We start from the raw sequence: 14,141 nt of genomic DNA on the forward strand, positions 1-14,141 counted from the left end.
CTCAACCAACTGTTCGGGCGGTTCAGGGAGAATCCGGCGTGGGGACCCAAGCTACTTCTCGGTCGCAAGACCTGGATCCACACGGTCGCCCACGCCGGGCTCTCGGCACCCAAGGTGCCAGATTGGCAAGAGATAAGATCCGCGCCACGCGTGGATGAAGAAGCCCGGGTGTGCAGACACCCGGGCTTTTCTGTTTGCCCTTCAATGAGGCAGACCCACGCCATGCGTGGATGAACGAGACCGGGCAAGCCACCGCAGCAGCAGGCCCGCGACGATTGCCAGCAGCGCCACGGCAGCGGCCACCACGCCCAGCGAGGCAAGCCCAAAGCGTTCGATGGCGCCACCTCCCAGCAGCGCGCCCAGGCCGATGCCGGCGTTGGCCGCGGACACATTCAAGGTTCCCGCCAGCGCCTGCGCCTGCGGCGCCGCACGCATCACCCGCACCTGGCACAGCGGGAACAATGCGGTATGCGCCACACCCCACAGGGCCAGTGCGATCAGCACGAACGTGCCGTGGCCGGCCAGCCCGACACTGGCCAGCATGCCCAGCGCCAGCACCGCGCAGAACACCAGGGTCGCGCCCAGCGGCGCACGATCGACCCAGCGCCCACCCAGTGCATTGCCGATCAACCCGACAGCCCCGAAGCCCATCAGCCACCAGCCCACCTGTGCCGCCGGTACCTGCATCAGCCGCTCCAGCACATCGGCCAGGTAGGTATAGGCAGCAAACATCGCGGTGAACACCAGCACCGACAGCAGCACATCGCCCAGCAACTGCGGCTGGCGCAGCACTCGTGCCTGTTCGCCCAGCGCGCGCCGCGGTCCGGCCACGGTGTCCGGCATCCACAACGCCAGCGCGCCGGCCATCAACAGCGACAGGGCCGCCAACAGCCAGAAGCTGCCGCGCCAATCGAGGGCGTCGGCAGCCAACGTACCCACCGGGATACCGAACAGCATTGCGGCGGTGATACCCAGGTAGACCCGCGCGACCGCACGACCGCCCTGCCCTGCAGGGGCCAGCTGCGCAGCAGTCTCACTGGCGGTGCCCCAGAACACCGGCAGGGCCAGTGCCGGCAGCACCCGCGCCAGCGCCAGCAGCCACGGCTGCGTGGCCATCGCGGCCAGCGCGTTGGAACCCGCGAACAACAGCAGGATGGCCACGAACAGGCGGCGCCGGCCGACGTGTGACAGCAGCGCGGTCAACGGTGGCCCGGCCAGCATCACGGTGAACGCGAACAAGGTAACCAGCTGCCCGGCGCGGGCGATGCCCAGGCCAAGGTCGCGCGCCAGCGCCGGCAACAGGCCGACGATCAGGAACTCGGTGGTGACGATGACGAAGGCGGACACCGCCAGCAGGACAACCGAAAGGCGTGCGCGGGCGTTTGCGTGGACAGCGGCCGCAGCGGAATCGAGGGAGGACATGGGCGGGCATCAGAACAGGGGCCGCCAGCCTATTTCCTCCCCGGATTCCGATTACTGCTATGTTTTCCATCGATTCCGGACAGAAATTCCCCATGCTTCCCACCGAGCGCCTGCGCGGCATCGAGGCCTTCGTCGCCACCGCCGATGCCGGCAGCTTCACTGCCGCCGCCGAACGCCTGCACCTGACCAGTTCGGCGGTGGGCAAGACCATCGCGCGGCTGGAGGCACGCCTGGGCGCGCGGTTGTTCGAGCGCAGCACGCGCCGCCTTCGCCTGACTGAGGCCGGTGAGGGCTTCTACCGCACCTGCGTGCGGGTGCTGGGCGAGCTGGCCGATGCCGAGTCGGTGCTGGTCTCGCACGCAGACGCGCCCGTGGGCCGCCTGCGGGTGGATGCGCCGGCCACCTTCGGGCGCCTCAAAGTCTGGCCGTTGCTGCTGCAGCTGGCCGCCGAGTTTCCACAGTTGCATCCGCAGGTGACCTTCAGCGACCGCTTCAGCGACCTCGCCGAGGACGGCGTCGACCTCGCCGTGCGCATCGGCGGTCCCGAGCCGCTGCCCGCCACGCTGGGCAGCCGCCTGCTCGGTTACGAATGCCTGCGCTTCTGCGCCTCCCCGGCCTACCTGCTTCGGCATGGCCAGCCCCGCTCGGCCGCCGAGCTGGCCGGGCATGACGGTGTGCTGTTCGGACGCGCGGACGGCAGCATCGGGCCGTGGCAGGTGGCCGATGGCAGGCAGCGCAGTACACCGCTGCAGGCCCGCGCGCGCCTGGTGGTTGGCGGCGCCGAGGCCCAGGTGGCGGCGGTCGAGGCCGGCTTCGGCATCGCGCAGCTGGCCACCTGGCTGGTCGATGACGCGCTGGCGCGCGGCAGCCTGGTCTCGATCCTGCCATCGCTGGACTGCCGCGGCCTGCCGCTGCGCCTGCTGTGGCCGCAGGGCCGGCAACGGCTGCCACGCGTGGACGTGGCCCTGGACCGTCTTGGCGCCGGGTTGCAGATCGATCCGCCGCGCTGAGCGAAGCGCCATCGGCGGCGGTCGCATCGAACAGCTGCGACTGCCGGTCGCATTGCCCGCATCCCGCCCCTCACCCACCATCCGCGCAGCGTTTCAGCGTGGGCAGGACATGGACGGATTCCCCTGGTTGCTGGTTGCCGCCGCCGGTAGTGCCATCGCAGCCTTGCTGCATATCGGCTGCATTGCCTTCGGCGCCGCGTGGTACAGGTACTTCGGTGCTGGCCAGCGCATGGTCCGGCTGGCACAGGCCGGGCATTGGTGGCCACCGCTGATGACCGCCGGCATCACTGCCGTGCTGGTGGCCTGGACGCTGTACGCACTGGCAGCCGCGGGCTGGCATTCGCCGCTGCCGGCCAGCCGTCTGGTCCTGTCGGGTATCGCCCTGCTGTTGCTGCTGCGCGCGGCGATGGGCTTCGGGTTGGCGTTGTTCCGCCCGGGATACAACGGCGCACGTTTCTGGATAGTCAGTTCGCTGGTCTGCTTGGGTCTGGGCCTGGCCTTTGCGCTTGGCGCCCGCCAAGCGTGGGAAACGCTGGGCTAGCCGATGGAGGTGGGGCGACCGGGTAGAGTCGACTGCTTTCAGGCCAGGTCGCGGAAACCCCGCGCTTCGCGCGATAGTCGACTGACAGTCGACTCTACCCCGTCTCGCCACATCCCCAGCCCGGCGGCATTGGCCTTCACCAAGCACCCCACCATCACCCGCCCTTGGGGGCGGTGGAAGCAACCGTCAAGCATCTGCTGATGCCGGTACGGCATGAGGTCGGTGCCGATCGGCCTGAACCGGACCGCGCCCGACGCGGCCGTACCGCCGCGCGCGCCCTACAATGGGCGCATGCAGATCGGCCCGTACACCATTGCCCCCAACGTCGTGCTGGCGCCCATGGCCGGCGTCACCGACAAGCCCTTCCGCCTTCTGTGCAAACGGCTGGGCGCGGGTCTGGCCGCCTCGGAAATGACCATCAGTGATCCGCGCTTCTGGAACACGCGCAAGTCGATCCACCGCATGGACCATGACGGCGAACCGGCCCCGATCAGCGTGCAGATCGCCGGCACCGAGCCGCAGCAGCTGGCCGAGGCCGCGCGCTACAACGTCGACCACGGCGCGCAGATCATCGACATCAACATGGGCTGCCCGGCCAAGAAGGTGTGCAACGCCTGGGCCGGTTCGGCACTGATGCGCGACGAGCAACTGGTGGCGCGCATCCTCGAGGCCGTGGTCAACGCGGTGGACGTGCCGGTCACGCTGAAGATCCGTACCGGTTGGGACTGCGATCATCGCAATGGCCCGCTGATCGCACGCATCGCCGAGGACAGCGGTATCGCGGCACTGGCGGTGCACGGCCGTACCCGCGACCAGCACTACACCGGCCAGGCGGAGTACGCCACGATCGGCGAGATCAAGGCCGCGCTGCGCATTCCGGTGATCGCCAACGGCGATATCGATTCGCCGCAGAAGGCCGCCTACGTCCTGAAGGAAACCGGCGTGGATGCGGTGATGATCGGTCGCTCGGCGCAGGGTCGGCCGTGGATCTTCCGCGAAGTGGCGCACTACCTGGCCACCGGCGAGGAACTGCCACCGCCATCACTGGCGGAAGTGCGCGACATCCTGCTTGGCCACCTGCACGCGCTGCATGCGTTCTATGGCGAGCCGCAGGGCGTGCGCATCGCGCGCAAGCACCTGGGCTGGTATGCCAAGGACCGGCCGGAGAATGCCGCTTTCCGCGCGGTGGTCAACCGTGCCGAGGATCCGGCCAGCCAGATCGCATTGACCACCGAATACTTCGACCGCCTGATCGCCGGGGAACCGGCGCTGCCTTCGGCGGCCTGAGCCACCAGCCCCGCGTTTGCGAACAGTCGAGCCAGCTCGACGCTACAAGAGCCCACCATGACCCCGCCGATTTCCTCCCCGACCTATCTGCACGGGTTTTCCGGCACCGAGCAGCAGCGCCTGATGACCCAGGCCCGGCTGCTGGAATCGAGCATCTTCGGCCAGATCGACTACAGCGGCGCGCGGCGCCTGCTGGAAGTCGGCAGCGGCGTGGGCGCACAGACCGAGATCCTGCTGCGCCGCTTCCCCGAGCTGCACGTGACCGGCGTGGACCTGAGCGAAACGCAGCTGGCCACCGCGCGCGAGAACCTGGCGCGCACGCCGTGGTGCAGCGACCGCTATACCCTGCAGCAGGCCGATGCCAGTGAGCTGCCGTTCGAGGCACGCAGCTTCGACGCGGCGTTCCTGTGCTGGGTGCTGGAGCACGTGCCGTCACCCGCACGTGTGCTGAGCGAAGTGCGCCGGGTGCTGGCACCGGGTTCGCCGGTGTACATCACCGAAGTGATGAATGCCTCGTTCTTGCTCGATCCGTATTCGCCGCACATCTGGCGCTACTGGATGGCCTTCAACGATTTCCAGTACGACCACGGGGGCGACCCGTTCGTCGGCGCCAAGCTGGGCAACCTGCTGCTGGCCGGCGGCTTCCGCGACGTGCACACCGAGATCAAGACCATCCACCTGGACAACCGCGAGCCGGCGCGTCGCAAGACGATGATCGCGTTCTGGGAACAGCTGCTGCTGTCGGCCGCCGACCAGCTGCTGCAGGCCGGCTCGGTGGACGAGGAAACCGTGGAAGGCATGCGCCGCGAGTTCCGCCTGGTGCAGAACGACCCGAACGCGGTGTTCTTCTACTCGTTCGTGCAGGGCCGCGCGACGGTGTATTGAGGCCATCCTCGCCACAGGATGGCCTGCGGCTCCGGCGGCAACCGGCTAGAATCCGGCAGTCCCGGCCTCGGAACGGCGCGTGCCGGGATCCCCCTCTATTGCCCTCAGGCATCGGTGTGCGGGTACGTCGCGCATGGATGGACCTTACCTGCGAGCGCATGATGAGTGACAGCGGCCGAACGCCTTTCTCCGCCCATGATGTGAACCTGCCGGGCGGGCTCCCGCCCGGCCAGACGCGTCTGCTCGCCGGGATCATCGCGCTGTTGTGCATTCTCTACGTCGCATTCGCACTGACGCCTTCTTCCTACTCGCTCGCCTACGAGTATCTGGGCCTGGCGCCACAGCAGCCCTTGCTCGGCACCGCGCGCTACATCCGCACCGACGAATGGATGGTGTTCACGCCGTACATCCAGATCGCGGTCAACAACGACTTCGGGCAGGTCAATGCGCACCCGCCGTACCACGAATCACTGCGCACCTTCCAGGCGCTGCCGCTGCTCGACTGGGGCCTGCTGTTCAAGCCCTACCACTGGGCGTTCTTCGTGTTGCCAGCAGCGAACGCCTATTCGTTCTTCTTCATGTTCATGGCCATGGCCTTCCTGAGCGGATGGGCTCTGTTCCTGCGCCAACTGCGGATGCCGGTACCAGCCGCAGTGCTGGTTTCGGCCACGCTGTTCTTCGCGCCATTCGTGCAGGTCTGGTGGACCAGCAATGCCGGTGCCTTCGCGCTGGCGCCCTGGGCTGCGGTGGCATGGCTGGGCATCAGCCATCGCGCGCTGCGCATCGCAGCCAGCGCCTATGCACTGGCGGCATGGCTGATCTCGGTGTCCTACCCGCCTTTCATCATTTCCTCGGTGCTGGCGCTGGCAGTGCTGATACTGGCAGTCCGGCGCGATGCCCTCACGCTTCCACGACTGATCGATGCCGGCATCGCAGGCGCGCTGGCATTGGCCGTGTTCATCGGTTACTTCCACGACATCATCCCGATCGTGCGCAACACGGTTTATCCGGGCCAGCGCCAGAGCGCCGGAGGTGGGGTCGGGCTGACGTCCCTGTTCGCGCACGCCTTCCCGAACCTGATGACCTACCGTTTCGCACCGTTGCCGCTGTTCAAAGCATCCAACGATTGCGAAATCGCGGTGCTGGGCAGCCTGCTGCCGCTGTTCACCCTGGTGCTGGCTGATGGCACACGGCTGCGCGAATGGGCGAGAAGCCACCGCAGCAGCGTGCTGGCCCTCGCCGCTGGCGTACTGCTGATCGCCTGCTGGATCTTCCTGCCCGTGCCCGTTCTGGTCGGCAAGTTGACCGGACTCTCGATGGTGCCACCCGCACGCGCGCTGCTGGCGTTCGGCCTGCTGCTCAACATCGGCTGCGCGATGATCCTGGTGCGGTGCGGCGTACGCCTGGAGCGCAGGCGTCTGCTGCTGCTGGCTGCGCTGCTGATGGCTGGCAGCGTGGCCAAGTTCCTGTTCGGCGAAGGCCAGTTCAGCCGCCTGCACAGCGCCGCCGATGCCATTCCCTACCTCTGCTTGGCGGGGCTGGCCGTTGCCGCCCTCCGCCCAAAGCTCTCGGCGCATGCGGCCACCTTGGTCCTGGCCACCGCCGCTTTGGCCAATCTGCTGGGCAATGGCTTGTTCAACCCTGTGCAGCCTGCCGGGCCGATCTTTGCGATGGACCGCGCTGCCGTCCTGCACTCCCTGCAAGCCCGGGGCTCAGCCACCACGTCCGAAGGCGCGCTGGTGGCTCCCGGTGGGTTCGGGGCCCTCCTGCCGGGTGTTGGTATTCCCGCCGTGAACCATGTGCTGTACCTGCCACAGATGGAATACTTCCGCCGGTACTTCCCATTGATGCCCGACGAGGCGTTCAATTTCACCTTCAACCGCTACCACCACATCACCGTAGCGCCTGAGGGCGACGTACCGCAGGTGCTGCAGGGGGATCTGGTGGAACTGCCGGCAAAGGCCCTGCTGGCCCACCCAGCCCCATGAGTCCGATGACCACCATTACGCCCTCCGCATCCACGCCGGCTCGGATCGCCGTGATCATCCCCTGCTACAAAGTGACCCGCCACGTGCTGTCCGTCCTCGCGGCGATCGATGATGCGGTAACGGCGATCTACTGCGTGGATGATGCGTGCCCCGACGGCAGCGGCCGCCTGATCCAGGCCGAAGCCAACGACCCGCGTATCGCCGTGCTGTTCCATCAGCACAACCTGGGCGTCGGCGGCGCGATCAAGACCGGGTACCGCGCGGCCATCGCAGATGGCATGGACATTCTGGTGAAGGTCGATGGCGATGGGCAGATGGACCCGGCGCTGCTGATGGACTTTGTCGCGCCGATCGCCGACGGCCATGCCGACTACACCAAGGGCAACCGATTCTGGAACCTGACCCACATCCGCCGCATGCCCCCGGTGCGGCGCCTGGGCAACCTGCTGCTGTCCTTCATGACCAAGGCCTCATCCGGGTACTGGCAGGTGTTCGATCCGACCAACGGCTACACCGCCATCCATGCAAAGGTCGCCAGCCACCTGAAGCTCGAGGCGGTCAGCGACCGCTATTTCTTCGAGACCGACATGCTGTTCCGACTGAACACCGTGCGCGCGGTCGTGCAGGATGTGGCAATGGACGCCCACTACGGCGACGAAACCAGCAACCTGCGCATCGGTCGCATCCTGGGTGAGTTCAGCTTCAAGCACCTGCGCAACACGCTCAAGCGCATTGCCTACAACTATTTCCTGCGCGACCTCAGCATCGCGTCACTGGAGCTGATCGCCGGCAGCAGCCTGCTCGCCTTCGGGGGGCTGTTCGGGCTGTACCACTGGGTGCGGTCGGCCCAGGCCGATGTCGCCACGCCGGTGGGTACCATCATGATCGCCATGGTCGCGCTGATCTCCGGGCTGCAGTTCCTGCTGGCGTTCGTTGGCTTTGACATTGCCAACGTCCCACGCCAGGTGCTGAACCGTTCTATCAAGCTCAACCGCCAACCGCAGTAGAGCCACGCCATGCGTGGCTGCCACTGCCGATGTCACGCCATCCACGCATGGCGTGGATCTACGGGTGCGCCGCACCAGTCCCGGAGGCTGCCGGCTCGTGCCAGATCCGCTGCCACATCGCCGCCAGTCGGCGCCCGGCATCCGCGCGCGCGGCCGGGCTGCTGTAATCCGTCCGCACCTGCTCGGGCGTGATCGGTCGCCACCGCCCGTCGACCTGCTCGGCCACGGCGAAGTTGAAGGTGTAGTCCGGCTCCAGCCCCATGCGAAGGTCGCTCAGGACCAGCCGCCCGTCCACCACCTGTGCACGCATGAAGCCCCGGTTGAACCACGTCAGCTGCTGCACTGCCGGGATGCTCCCTGCTTCGCGCAACGCCTGTACATTGGACGCATGGCCTTCGAACTGCATCGGTCCATGGTCGGCCACCAGCGAGCGGTCGCCCACCACGTAGCCGTTCGGCGTCATCGCCACCACGCGCCACAGCAGGGTGTTGAACGGCATCGGCACCGAGAAGCGCGGTGCATCGCCCAGACCCATCGCCGCCAGGCTCTGCTGGGCAGCACGGTCGACCTGGGCCTTTGCGATCAGGCCCCAGCCCAGGTAGCCGCTGCTGACCAGCAATGCCACGCCCAGCACCTTGCCAGCCCAGGGGCGGGCGCGGCCAAACCAGGCCAGCACGCAACCCAGCAGCAGCCACACCGTGTAGCCAAGATCGATGATGAAGACACTGGAACCCATGGTCGGGTGTGGGCGCAGCGGCCACCACAACTGGGTGCCGTAGACGGTGAACGCATCCAGCACGGGATGGGTGACCAGCGCCAGCTGGATCGCCCAGAACCAGCGCACCGGTGACTGCGCGACGCGGCCGTTGCCGAAGCGCTTGAACAACCACCAGATCAGTGCCGCCACCCAGGGCAGCACCAGCAGCGAATGGCTGAAGCTGCGGTGCTCGATCATGCTCGCCACCGGGTCGGTGGCGGTTAAGCCGAGCCACAGCGCGTCGAGGTCCGGCAGAGTACCGAGCGCGGCACCGGCCAGCAGTGCCGCACGGCGATGGCCGGGCGGAGCAATGGCAGCGGCGACGGCGCCACCAAGTACGATCTGGGTCAGGGAATCCATGGGCCGATGCTAACGGCTTACGGGCGTGCCGTCTCACCCCCGGACACCGTTTCTGTAGAGTCGACTGTTAGTCGACTGCTCTTCCATCAGGCTGCGGACACCACGCGCTACGCGCGATAGTCGACTCTACGGAAACGGGTTACGCCGCCTGCGACAAGCGCGCGCCCTGCAGTTCCACCAGGGTCTGGCCATTGTGGTCCAGCAGGCGCAGCGCGCCATCATGGTCTTCGGCCAGTGCAGTCAGGCTCTCCACCCAGTCGCCGTCGTTGGCATAGACCAGGCCATCGCGTTCGATCAACGCAGCGCGATGGATGTGACCACAGACGATGCCATCCAGTCCGCGCCGGCGCACGTCATCCAGCCCGGCCTGCACGAAACGCTCGATGTAGCGTTCGGCGGCACCACTGCGCTTCTTCAGGAATTCCGACAGCGACCAGTAGCGCATGCCCAGCCGGCGCCGCACCGCGTTCAGCGCCTGGTTGCCGGTCAGGATGCGGTAGTACAGCCAGTCGCCGAACTTTTCCTGCAGGCCGCCGAAGTGGGTCACGCCGTCGTACTCGTCCCCGTGCGCGACCAGCAGGCGACGGCCATCGGCGGTCACATGGATGGCGCGGCGGCGCACCTGCATCGCTGGCAGCATCAGCCCGCACACCTGGCGCAGCGAGGCATCGTGGTTGCCGGGGATGTAGACGATCTCGGTCCCGGCACGGCGCAGCGCGTGCAGGGCCTGGATGACCTCGCTGTGCGACTGCCGCCAGTTGGCACGGCGATGGGCCATCCACCACAGGTCGATGATGTCGCCGACCAGGTACAGACGCTCACAGCGCAGCTGCGAGAGAAAACGTGCCAGTTCGGTGGCATGGCAATGACGTGAACCCAGGTGCACGTCGGAGACGAACACTGCGCGCCGGTGCGGCGACAGGTTCGCCAGCACGCTCATGCCGGCGTCCCCGCATCGCGCAGGTAGCGTTTGCGCTTGTTCGGCCGGATCGCGCACAGGTCCACTTCGATCAGGCCGTCGATCGAATCGCTGAAGTCCGGGTCCACACCGAAGGCGAGGAAGCGCGCGCCACCGGGTTCGCACAGATCGGTGTACTGGCGATACAGCGTCGGCACGCCGGTGCCGAGTGCGGCCAGGTTGGCCTTGAGCACGTCGAACGCGGCGCCTGCATCCAGCTCACCGAAACTCGGCGGTGCGGCGAAGTACTGGAACGGCCGGTTCGATTCGGCCAGGCCAGCGGTACCGCCGTAATAGCGCTGGTAGTACGCCACCAGCTGCTCGCGCGCATCGCGTGGCAGCGCCGCGCTGATCGACACGGCGCCGAACAGGTAGCGGATGCCCGGCCGGCATTGCAGGTAGGCACCGATGCCCTGCCACAGGTAGTCCAGGCTGCGGCTGCCCCAGTAGTCGGGCACCACGAAGCTGCGGCCCAGTTCCAGGCCTTCGGCGATGTGGGTGATGGCATCGTCGGAATAGCGGAACAGCGACGCGCTGTAGAGCCCGGACAGTCCGTGCCGGGCCAGCGCATGGGCGCCGCGCATGATCCGGTAGGCGCCGGCGATGCGCTGCGCGGCTGCGTCCCAGATCACGATGTGTTCGTACCGCGGATCGTAATCGTCCAGGTCGCGGCTGCGCCCTGTGCCCTCGCCTACCTGGCGGAAGGTCAGCTCGCGCAGGCGGCCCAGCTCCAGCAGCAGCGGTGAATCGGTGCTGCAGGTCGCCAGCAGGATCTGCTTGCCGTCGGCGGTCTGGCCCAGCTGGGTGGCTGCGGCAATGCCGGCGGCAACCTGCGAAGGTGGTACCGGCGACGCCAGCGGCTCCGGACCTGCAACAGCAGCGGCATCGCCCGCCGCCCCATTACGGCCCAGCGCATACAGCGCGCGGCGCACGGCCAACAGCTGCGCGCCCGGGTCACCGCCCTTGCCCAGCTGCATCGGCTCACCGATGCTCAGGCGCAGCGGGCGGCCGCGGCGGGTGAACATCTCGCGCGCCAGCAGCGCGGTGCCGGCCGGCTTGAACAGGGTCGAGGCGCCGTAGAACAGCGCCGAGTTGCGCGCTTCCACCCGTACCGGCAGCACCGGCGCGCCGGCGGCACGGGCAAAGCGGACGAAACCGCGCTGCCAGCGACCATCGCGGATGCCTCGCAGCGAGAGGCGCGAGACCTCGCCGGCCGGGAACACGATCACGCACTGCTCGGCGGCCAGCGCCTCCTCCACAGCGTGCAGGCTGCCACGCTGGGCCTTGCCACCGAGGATGCGCACCGGCAACAGCAGGTCCTGAAGTGGCGCGATCGCCCCCAGCAGGTCGTTGGCCACGATCCGCACATCGCGGCGGATGCGGCCGACCGCGTCCAGCAGTGCCAGCGCGTCCAGTGCCCCGGAAGGGTGGTTGGCAACGATCAGCAGGCGGCCGGTGGCCGGGATCTTCGCCAGAGCGGCCGGGTCCACCTGGTACTGGCCATCGATGAACTCCAGCCCGGCAGCGACGAAGCCGAATCCACGCAATCCTGCACTGCGCTGCAGGAAAGCTTCGATCTGGTCCAACCGCGACCAGCGCCCGACGCTGCGAAGCAATGGCCGCGCCAGTTGGCCACGACGGCCATGGAACCAATCGGGAAAGCGTTGCTGGAGACGCTGTTCAAGTTCCTGCATGGCGGATCCACTCATGCCCGGCGACCGTATTGGCCGACAGCCTGCGCCCGGCAGGCGGCAGCCAGATGGCGGTTTCGGGGCAGAACGATGACGGTCGTCCCCGGCCGGAGGGGCCGCAACCGCCCCCCTCGCCACCCGGCCCGCCGTCACACTGGTGGAACACTGGGCCTCGAGGCCGGGGCCCAATCCCGTCAGGACGGCCCTTGCCGGGCCTACGCGGGCTTAACCACCGGCAACCGGTACAGGTTCACAATGCACAGGCGGCGCACCCCGTGTATCATGCGCGCCCATCTTTCCATCCGAATCAAGGGATATTACGCCTGATGTCCAGCTATCTCTTCACCTCCGAGTCGGTCTCCGAAGGCCATCCGGACAAGGTTGCCGACCAGATCTCCGATGCGGTGCTGGACGCGATCCTGACCCAGGACCGGCGCGCCCGCGTGGCCTGCGAGACCATGGTCAAGACCGGCGTTGCCATCGTGGCCGGTGAAATCACCACCAGCGCCTGGATCGACCTGGAAGCCCTGACCCGCAAGGTCATCACGGACATCGGCTATGACAGCTCCGACGTCGGCTTCGACGGCGCCACCTGCGGCGTGCTGAACCTGATCGGCAAGCAGTCGCCGCACATCGCCCAGGGCGTGGATCGCAAGAAGCCGGAAGAAATGGGCGCTGGCGACCAGGGCCTGATGTTCGGCTATGCCACCAACGAGACCGACAGCTACATGCCGGCCGCGATCCACCTGTCGCACCGCCTGGTCGAGCAGCAGGCCAAGATCCGCAAGAAGAAGAACTCGCCGCTGTCGTGGCTGCGTCCGGACGCCAAGAGCCAGGTCACCCTGCGCTATGAAAACGGCGTGGTCTCGGCCATCGACGCCGTGGTGCTGTCGACCCAGCATGCCCCGGGCATCAAGCAGAAGGACCTCATCGAGGCCGTCCGCGAAGAGATCATCAAGCCGGTGCTGCCGGCCAAGTGGCTGCACAAGGGCACCAAGTTCCACATCAACCCGACCGGCAAGTTCGAGATCGGCGGCCCGGTGGGCGACTGCGGCCTGACCGGCCGCAAGATCATCGTCGACACCTACGGCGGCTGGGCCCGTCACGGTGGTGGCGCCTTCTCCGGCAAGGATCCGTCCAAGGTCGATCGTTCGGCGGCCTACGCGGCCCGCTACGTCGCCAAGAACGTGGTTGCCGCCGGCCTGGCCGACCGTTGCGAAGTGCAGGTCTCCTACGCCATCGGCGTGGCTGAGCCGACCTCGATCTCGGTCACCACCTTCGGCACCGGCAAGATCAGCGACGACAAGATCGAGAAGCTGATCCGCAAGCACTTCGACCTGCGCCCGTACGGCATCATCAAGATGCTGGACCTGATCCACCCGATGTACCAGCAGACCGCGGCCTATGGCCACTTCGGCCGCAAGCCGAAGGAGTTCAGCTACCTCAACGGCGAAGGCGAGACCGTCAACGCCACGGCCTTCTCCTGGGAGAAGACCGACCGCGCCGCCGCCCTGCGCGCCGATGCGAAGCTGAAGTAAAGCCGGCGGGTAGAGCCGACCGGTAGAGCCGACTGTTAGTCGGCTGACCTTGAAGAAGGGCCGCGCAAGCGGCCCTTCTGCTTTCTGGTAGAGCCGGCCGCTGGCCGGCTTTTTCATGGCCTCCGGAAACAATCGCGCGGTTGCCGATACAATCCGCCGCATGTCGACCGAACTGAAAACCCACCAGCTGTCCATGACCGTGCTGATGTCGCCGGAAATGGCCAATTTCTCCGGCAAGGTCCACGGTGGTGCGATCCTGCGCCTGCTCGACCAGGTCGCCTACGCCTGCGCCAGCCGTTACGCCGGCAGCTACGTAGTCACCCTGTCGGTGGACCAGGTGATGTTCCGCCAGCCCATCGCGGTGGGCGAACTGGTCAGCTTCCTGGCCTCGGTGAACTACACCGGCACCTCGTCGATGGAGATCGGCATCAAGGTGGTGGCCGAGGACATCCTCAAGCGCAGCGTGCGCCACGCCAACAGCTGCTTCTTCACGATGGTGGCGGTGGACGAGGAAGGCCGGCCGACGCCGGTGCCGCCCCTGCAGCCGGCCACATCCGACGAGAAGCGCCGCCAGGCCGCCGCACAGATCCGCCGCCAGCTGCGTCAGGAAATGGAACAGCGCCATCTGGAACTGCTGGCGTCGAACCCGCCGTCGCCGGAGGAATGAGGTAGTGCCGGCCGCTGGCCGGCAACCTCG

Annotated in this window: 12 protein-coding genes; 8 read left to right on the top strand and 4 right to left on the bottom strand. The window is 67.3% G+C overall.

Features of this window, described 5'->3' with window-relative positions; translation table 11 throughout:
* Positions 1–201: 201 nt before the first annotated feature.
* Positions 202–1,422 (bottom strand): MFS transporter, encoded by a 1,221-nt coding sequence (locus tag AC5P9L_RS00005; RefSeq protein ID WP_323162998.1) that lies wholly within the window; start codon positions 1,420–1,422, stop codon positions 202–204.
* A 92-nt stretch (positions 1,423–1,514) separates the two neighbouring features.
* Here AC5P9L_RS00005 and AC5P9L_RS00010 point away from each other — a divergent pair, with 92 nt between their 5' ends.
* The 6 genes from AC5P9L_RS00010 to AC5P9L_RS00035 all read left to right on the top strand — a co-directional run bounded on the left by AC5P9L_RS00010 (position 1,515) and on the right by AC5P9L_RS00035 (position 8,140).
* On the top strand, positions 1,515–2,432 hold the full coding sequence (locus tag AC5P9L_RS00010) for a LysR family transcriptional regulator (protein ID WP_111205211.1): 918 nt from the start codon (positions 1,515–1,517) through the stop codon (positions 2,430–2,432).
* Positions 2,433–2,541: 109 nt separating this feature from the next.
* A complete protein-coding gene (locus AC5P9L_RS00015) occupies positions 2,542–2,973 on the top strand; it encodes a hypothetical protein (RefSeq protein ID WP_049397447.1) in 432 nt (143 codons plus the stop codon).
* Positions 2,974–3,264: 291 nt separating this feature from the next.
* Complete coding sequence (gene dusB / locus AC5P9L_RS00020; RefSeq protein ID WP_012479176.1) at positions 3,265–4,260, top strand: tRNA dihydrouridine synthase DusB; 996 nt, start codon at positions 3,265–3,267, stop codon at positions 4,258–4,260.
* A 57-nt stretch (positions 4,261–4,317) separates the two neighbouring features.
* Positions 4,318–5,145, top strand: coding sequence for a class I SAM-dependent methyltransferase (locus tag AC5P9L_RS00025; RefSeq protein WP_043035378.1), 828 nt, complete (start codon positions 4,318–4,320; stop codon positions 5,143–5,145).
* A 161-nt stretch (positions 5,146–5,306) separates the two neighbouring features.
* Positions 5,307–7,133 carry a DUF7657 domain-containing protein gene (locus AC5P9L_RS00030; RefSeq protein WP_279915842.1) on the top strand — a complete coding sequence of 609 codons (1,827 nt, stop codon included), beginning with the start codon at positions 5,307–5,309 and terminating at the stop codon, positions 7,131–7,133.
* Positions 7,130–8,140, top strand: a complete 1,011-nt coding sequence (locus AC5P9L_RS00035; RefSeq protein WP_024957298.1) for a glycosyltransferase family 2 protein — start codon at positions 7,130–7,132, stop codon at positions 8,138–8,140. Before AC5P9L_RS00030 ends, AC5P9L_RS00035 begins: the two co-directional genes overlap by 4 nt.
* 58 nt (positions 8,141–8,198) lie before the next feature.
* Here AC5P9L_RS00035 and AC5P9L_RS00040 read toward each other — a convergent pair whose 3' ends face one another.
* The 3 genes from AC5P9L_RS00040 to olsF all read right to left on the bottom strand — a co-directional run bounded on the left by AC5P9L_RS00040 (position 8,199) and on the right by olsF (position 11,909).
* A complete protein-coding gene (locus tag AC5P9L_RS00040) occupies positions 8,199–9,257 on the bottom strand; it encodes a metal-dependent hydrolase (RefSeq protein WP_043035376.1) in 1,059 nt (352 codons plus the stop codon).
* Positions 9,258–9,396: 139 nt separating this feature from the next.
* Positions 9,397–10,197 (bottom strand): UDP-2,3-diacylglucosamine diphosphatase, encoded by an 801-nt coding sequence (locus AC5P9L_RS00045; RefSeq protein ID WP_227415344.1) that lies wholly within the window; start codon positions 10,195–10,197, stop codon positions 9,397–9,399.
* A complete protein-coding gene (gene olsF, locus AC5P9L_RS00050) occupies positions 10,194–11,909 on the bottom strand; it encodes a bifunctional ornithine lipid synthase OlsF (protein ID WP_227415348.1) in 1,716 nt (571 codons plus the stop codon). The genes AC5P9L_RS00045 and olsF overlap by 4 nt, the downstream gene beginning before the upstream one ends.
* 323 nt (positions 11,910–12,232) lie before the next feature.
* Between olsF and metK the strand changes: the two genes are divergently transcribed.
* Both metK and AC5P9L_RS00060 read left to right on the top strand, forming a co-directional pair.
* Positions 12,233–13,444, top strand: a complete 1,212-nt coding sequence (gene metK, locus AC5P9L_RS00055) for a methionine adenosyltransferase (protein WP_227415343.1) — start codon at positions 12,233–12,235, stop codon at positions 13,442–13,444.
* 160 nt (positions 13,445–13,604) lie between these two features.
* Complete coding sequence (locus tag AC5P9L_RS00060) at positions 13,605–14,111, top strand: acyl-CoA thioesterase (protein ID WP_262101794.1); 507 nt, start codon at positions 13,605–13,607, stop codon at positions 14,109–14,111.
* Positions 14,112–14,141: the final 30 nt, after the last annotated feature.

It is taken from the genome of Stenotrophomonas sp. YJH_SMC_64 (genome assembly GCF_059371375.1).

Coding starts and splice junctions, on each gene's coding strand:
- AC5P9L_RS00005 (WP_323162998.1), bottom strand. CDS start 1,422: ATGTCCTCCCTCGATTCCGCTGCGGCCGCTGTCCACGCAAACGCCCGC.
- AC5P9L_RS00010 (WP_111205211.1), top strand. CDS start 1,515: ATGCTTCCCACCGAGCGCCTGCGCGGCATCGAGGCCTTCGTCGCCACC.
- AC5P9L_RS00015 (WP_049397447.1), top strand. CDS start 2,542: ATGGACGGATTCCCCTGGTTGCTGGTTGCCGCCGCCGGTAGTGCCATC.
- dusB (WP_012479176.1), top strand. CDS start 3,265: ATGCAGATCGGCCCGTACACCATTGCCCCCAACGTCGTGCTGGCGCCC.
- AC5P9L_RS00025 (WP_043035378.1), top strand. CDS start 4,318: ATGACCCCGCCGATTTCCTCCCCGACCTATCTGCACGGGTTTTCCGGC.
- AC5P9L_RS00030 (WP_279915842.1), top strand. CDS start 5,307: ATGAGTGACAGCGGCCGAACGCCTTTCTCCGCCCATGATGTGAACCTG.
- AC5P9L_RS00035 (WP_024957298.1), top strand. CDS start 7,130: ATGAGTCCGATGACCACCATTACGCCCTCCGCATCCACGCCGGCTCGG.
- AC5P9L_RS00040 (WP_043035376.1), bottom strand. CDS start 9,257: ATGGATTCCCTGACCCAGATCGTACTTGGTGGCGCCGTCGCCGCTGCC.
- AC5P9L_RS00045 (WP_227415344.1), bottom strand. CDS start 10,197: ATGAGCGTGCTGGCGAACCTGTCGCCGCACCGGCGCGCAGTGTTCGTC.
- olsF (WP_227415348.1), bottom strand. CDS start 11,909: ATGCAGGAACTTGAACAGCGTCTCCAGCAACGCTTTCCCGATTGGTTC.
- metK (WP_227415343.1), top strand. CDS start 12,233: ATGTCCAGCTATCTCTTCACCTCCGAGTCGGTCTCCGAAGGCCATCCG.
- AC5P9L_RS00060 (WP_262101794.1), top strand. CDS start 13,605: ATGTCGACCGAACTGAAAACCCACCAGCTGTCCATGACCGTGCTGATG.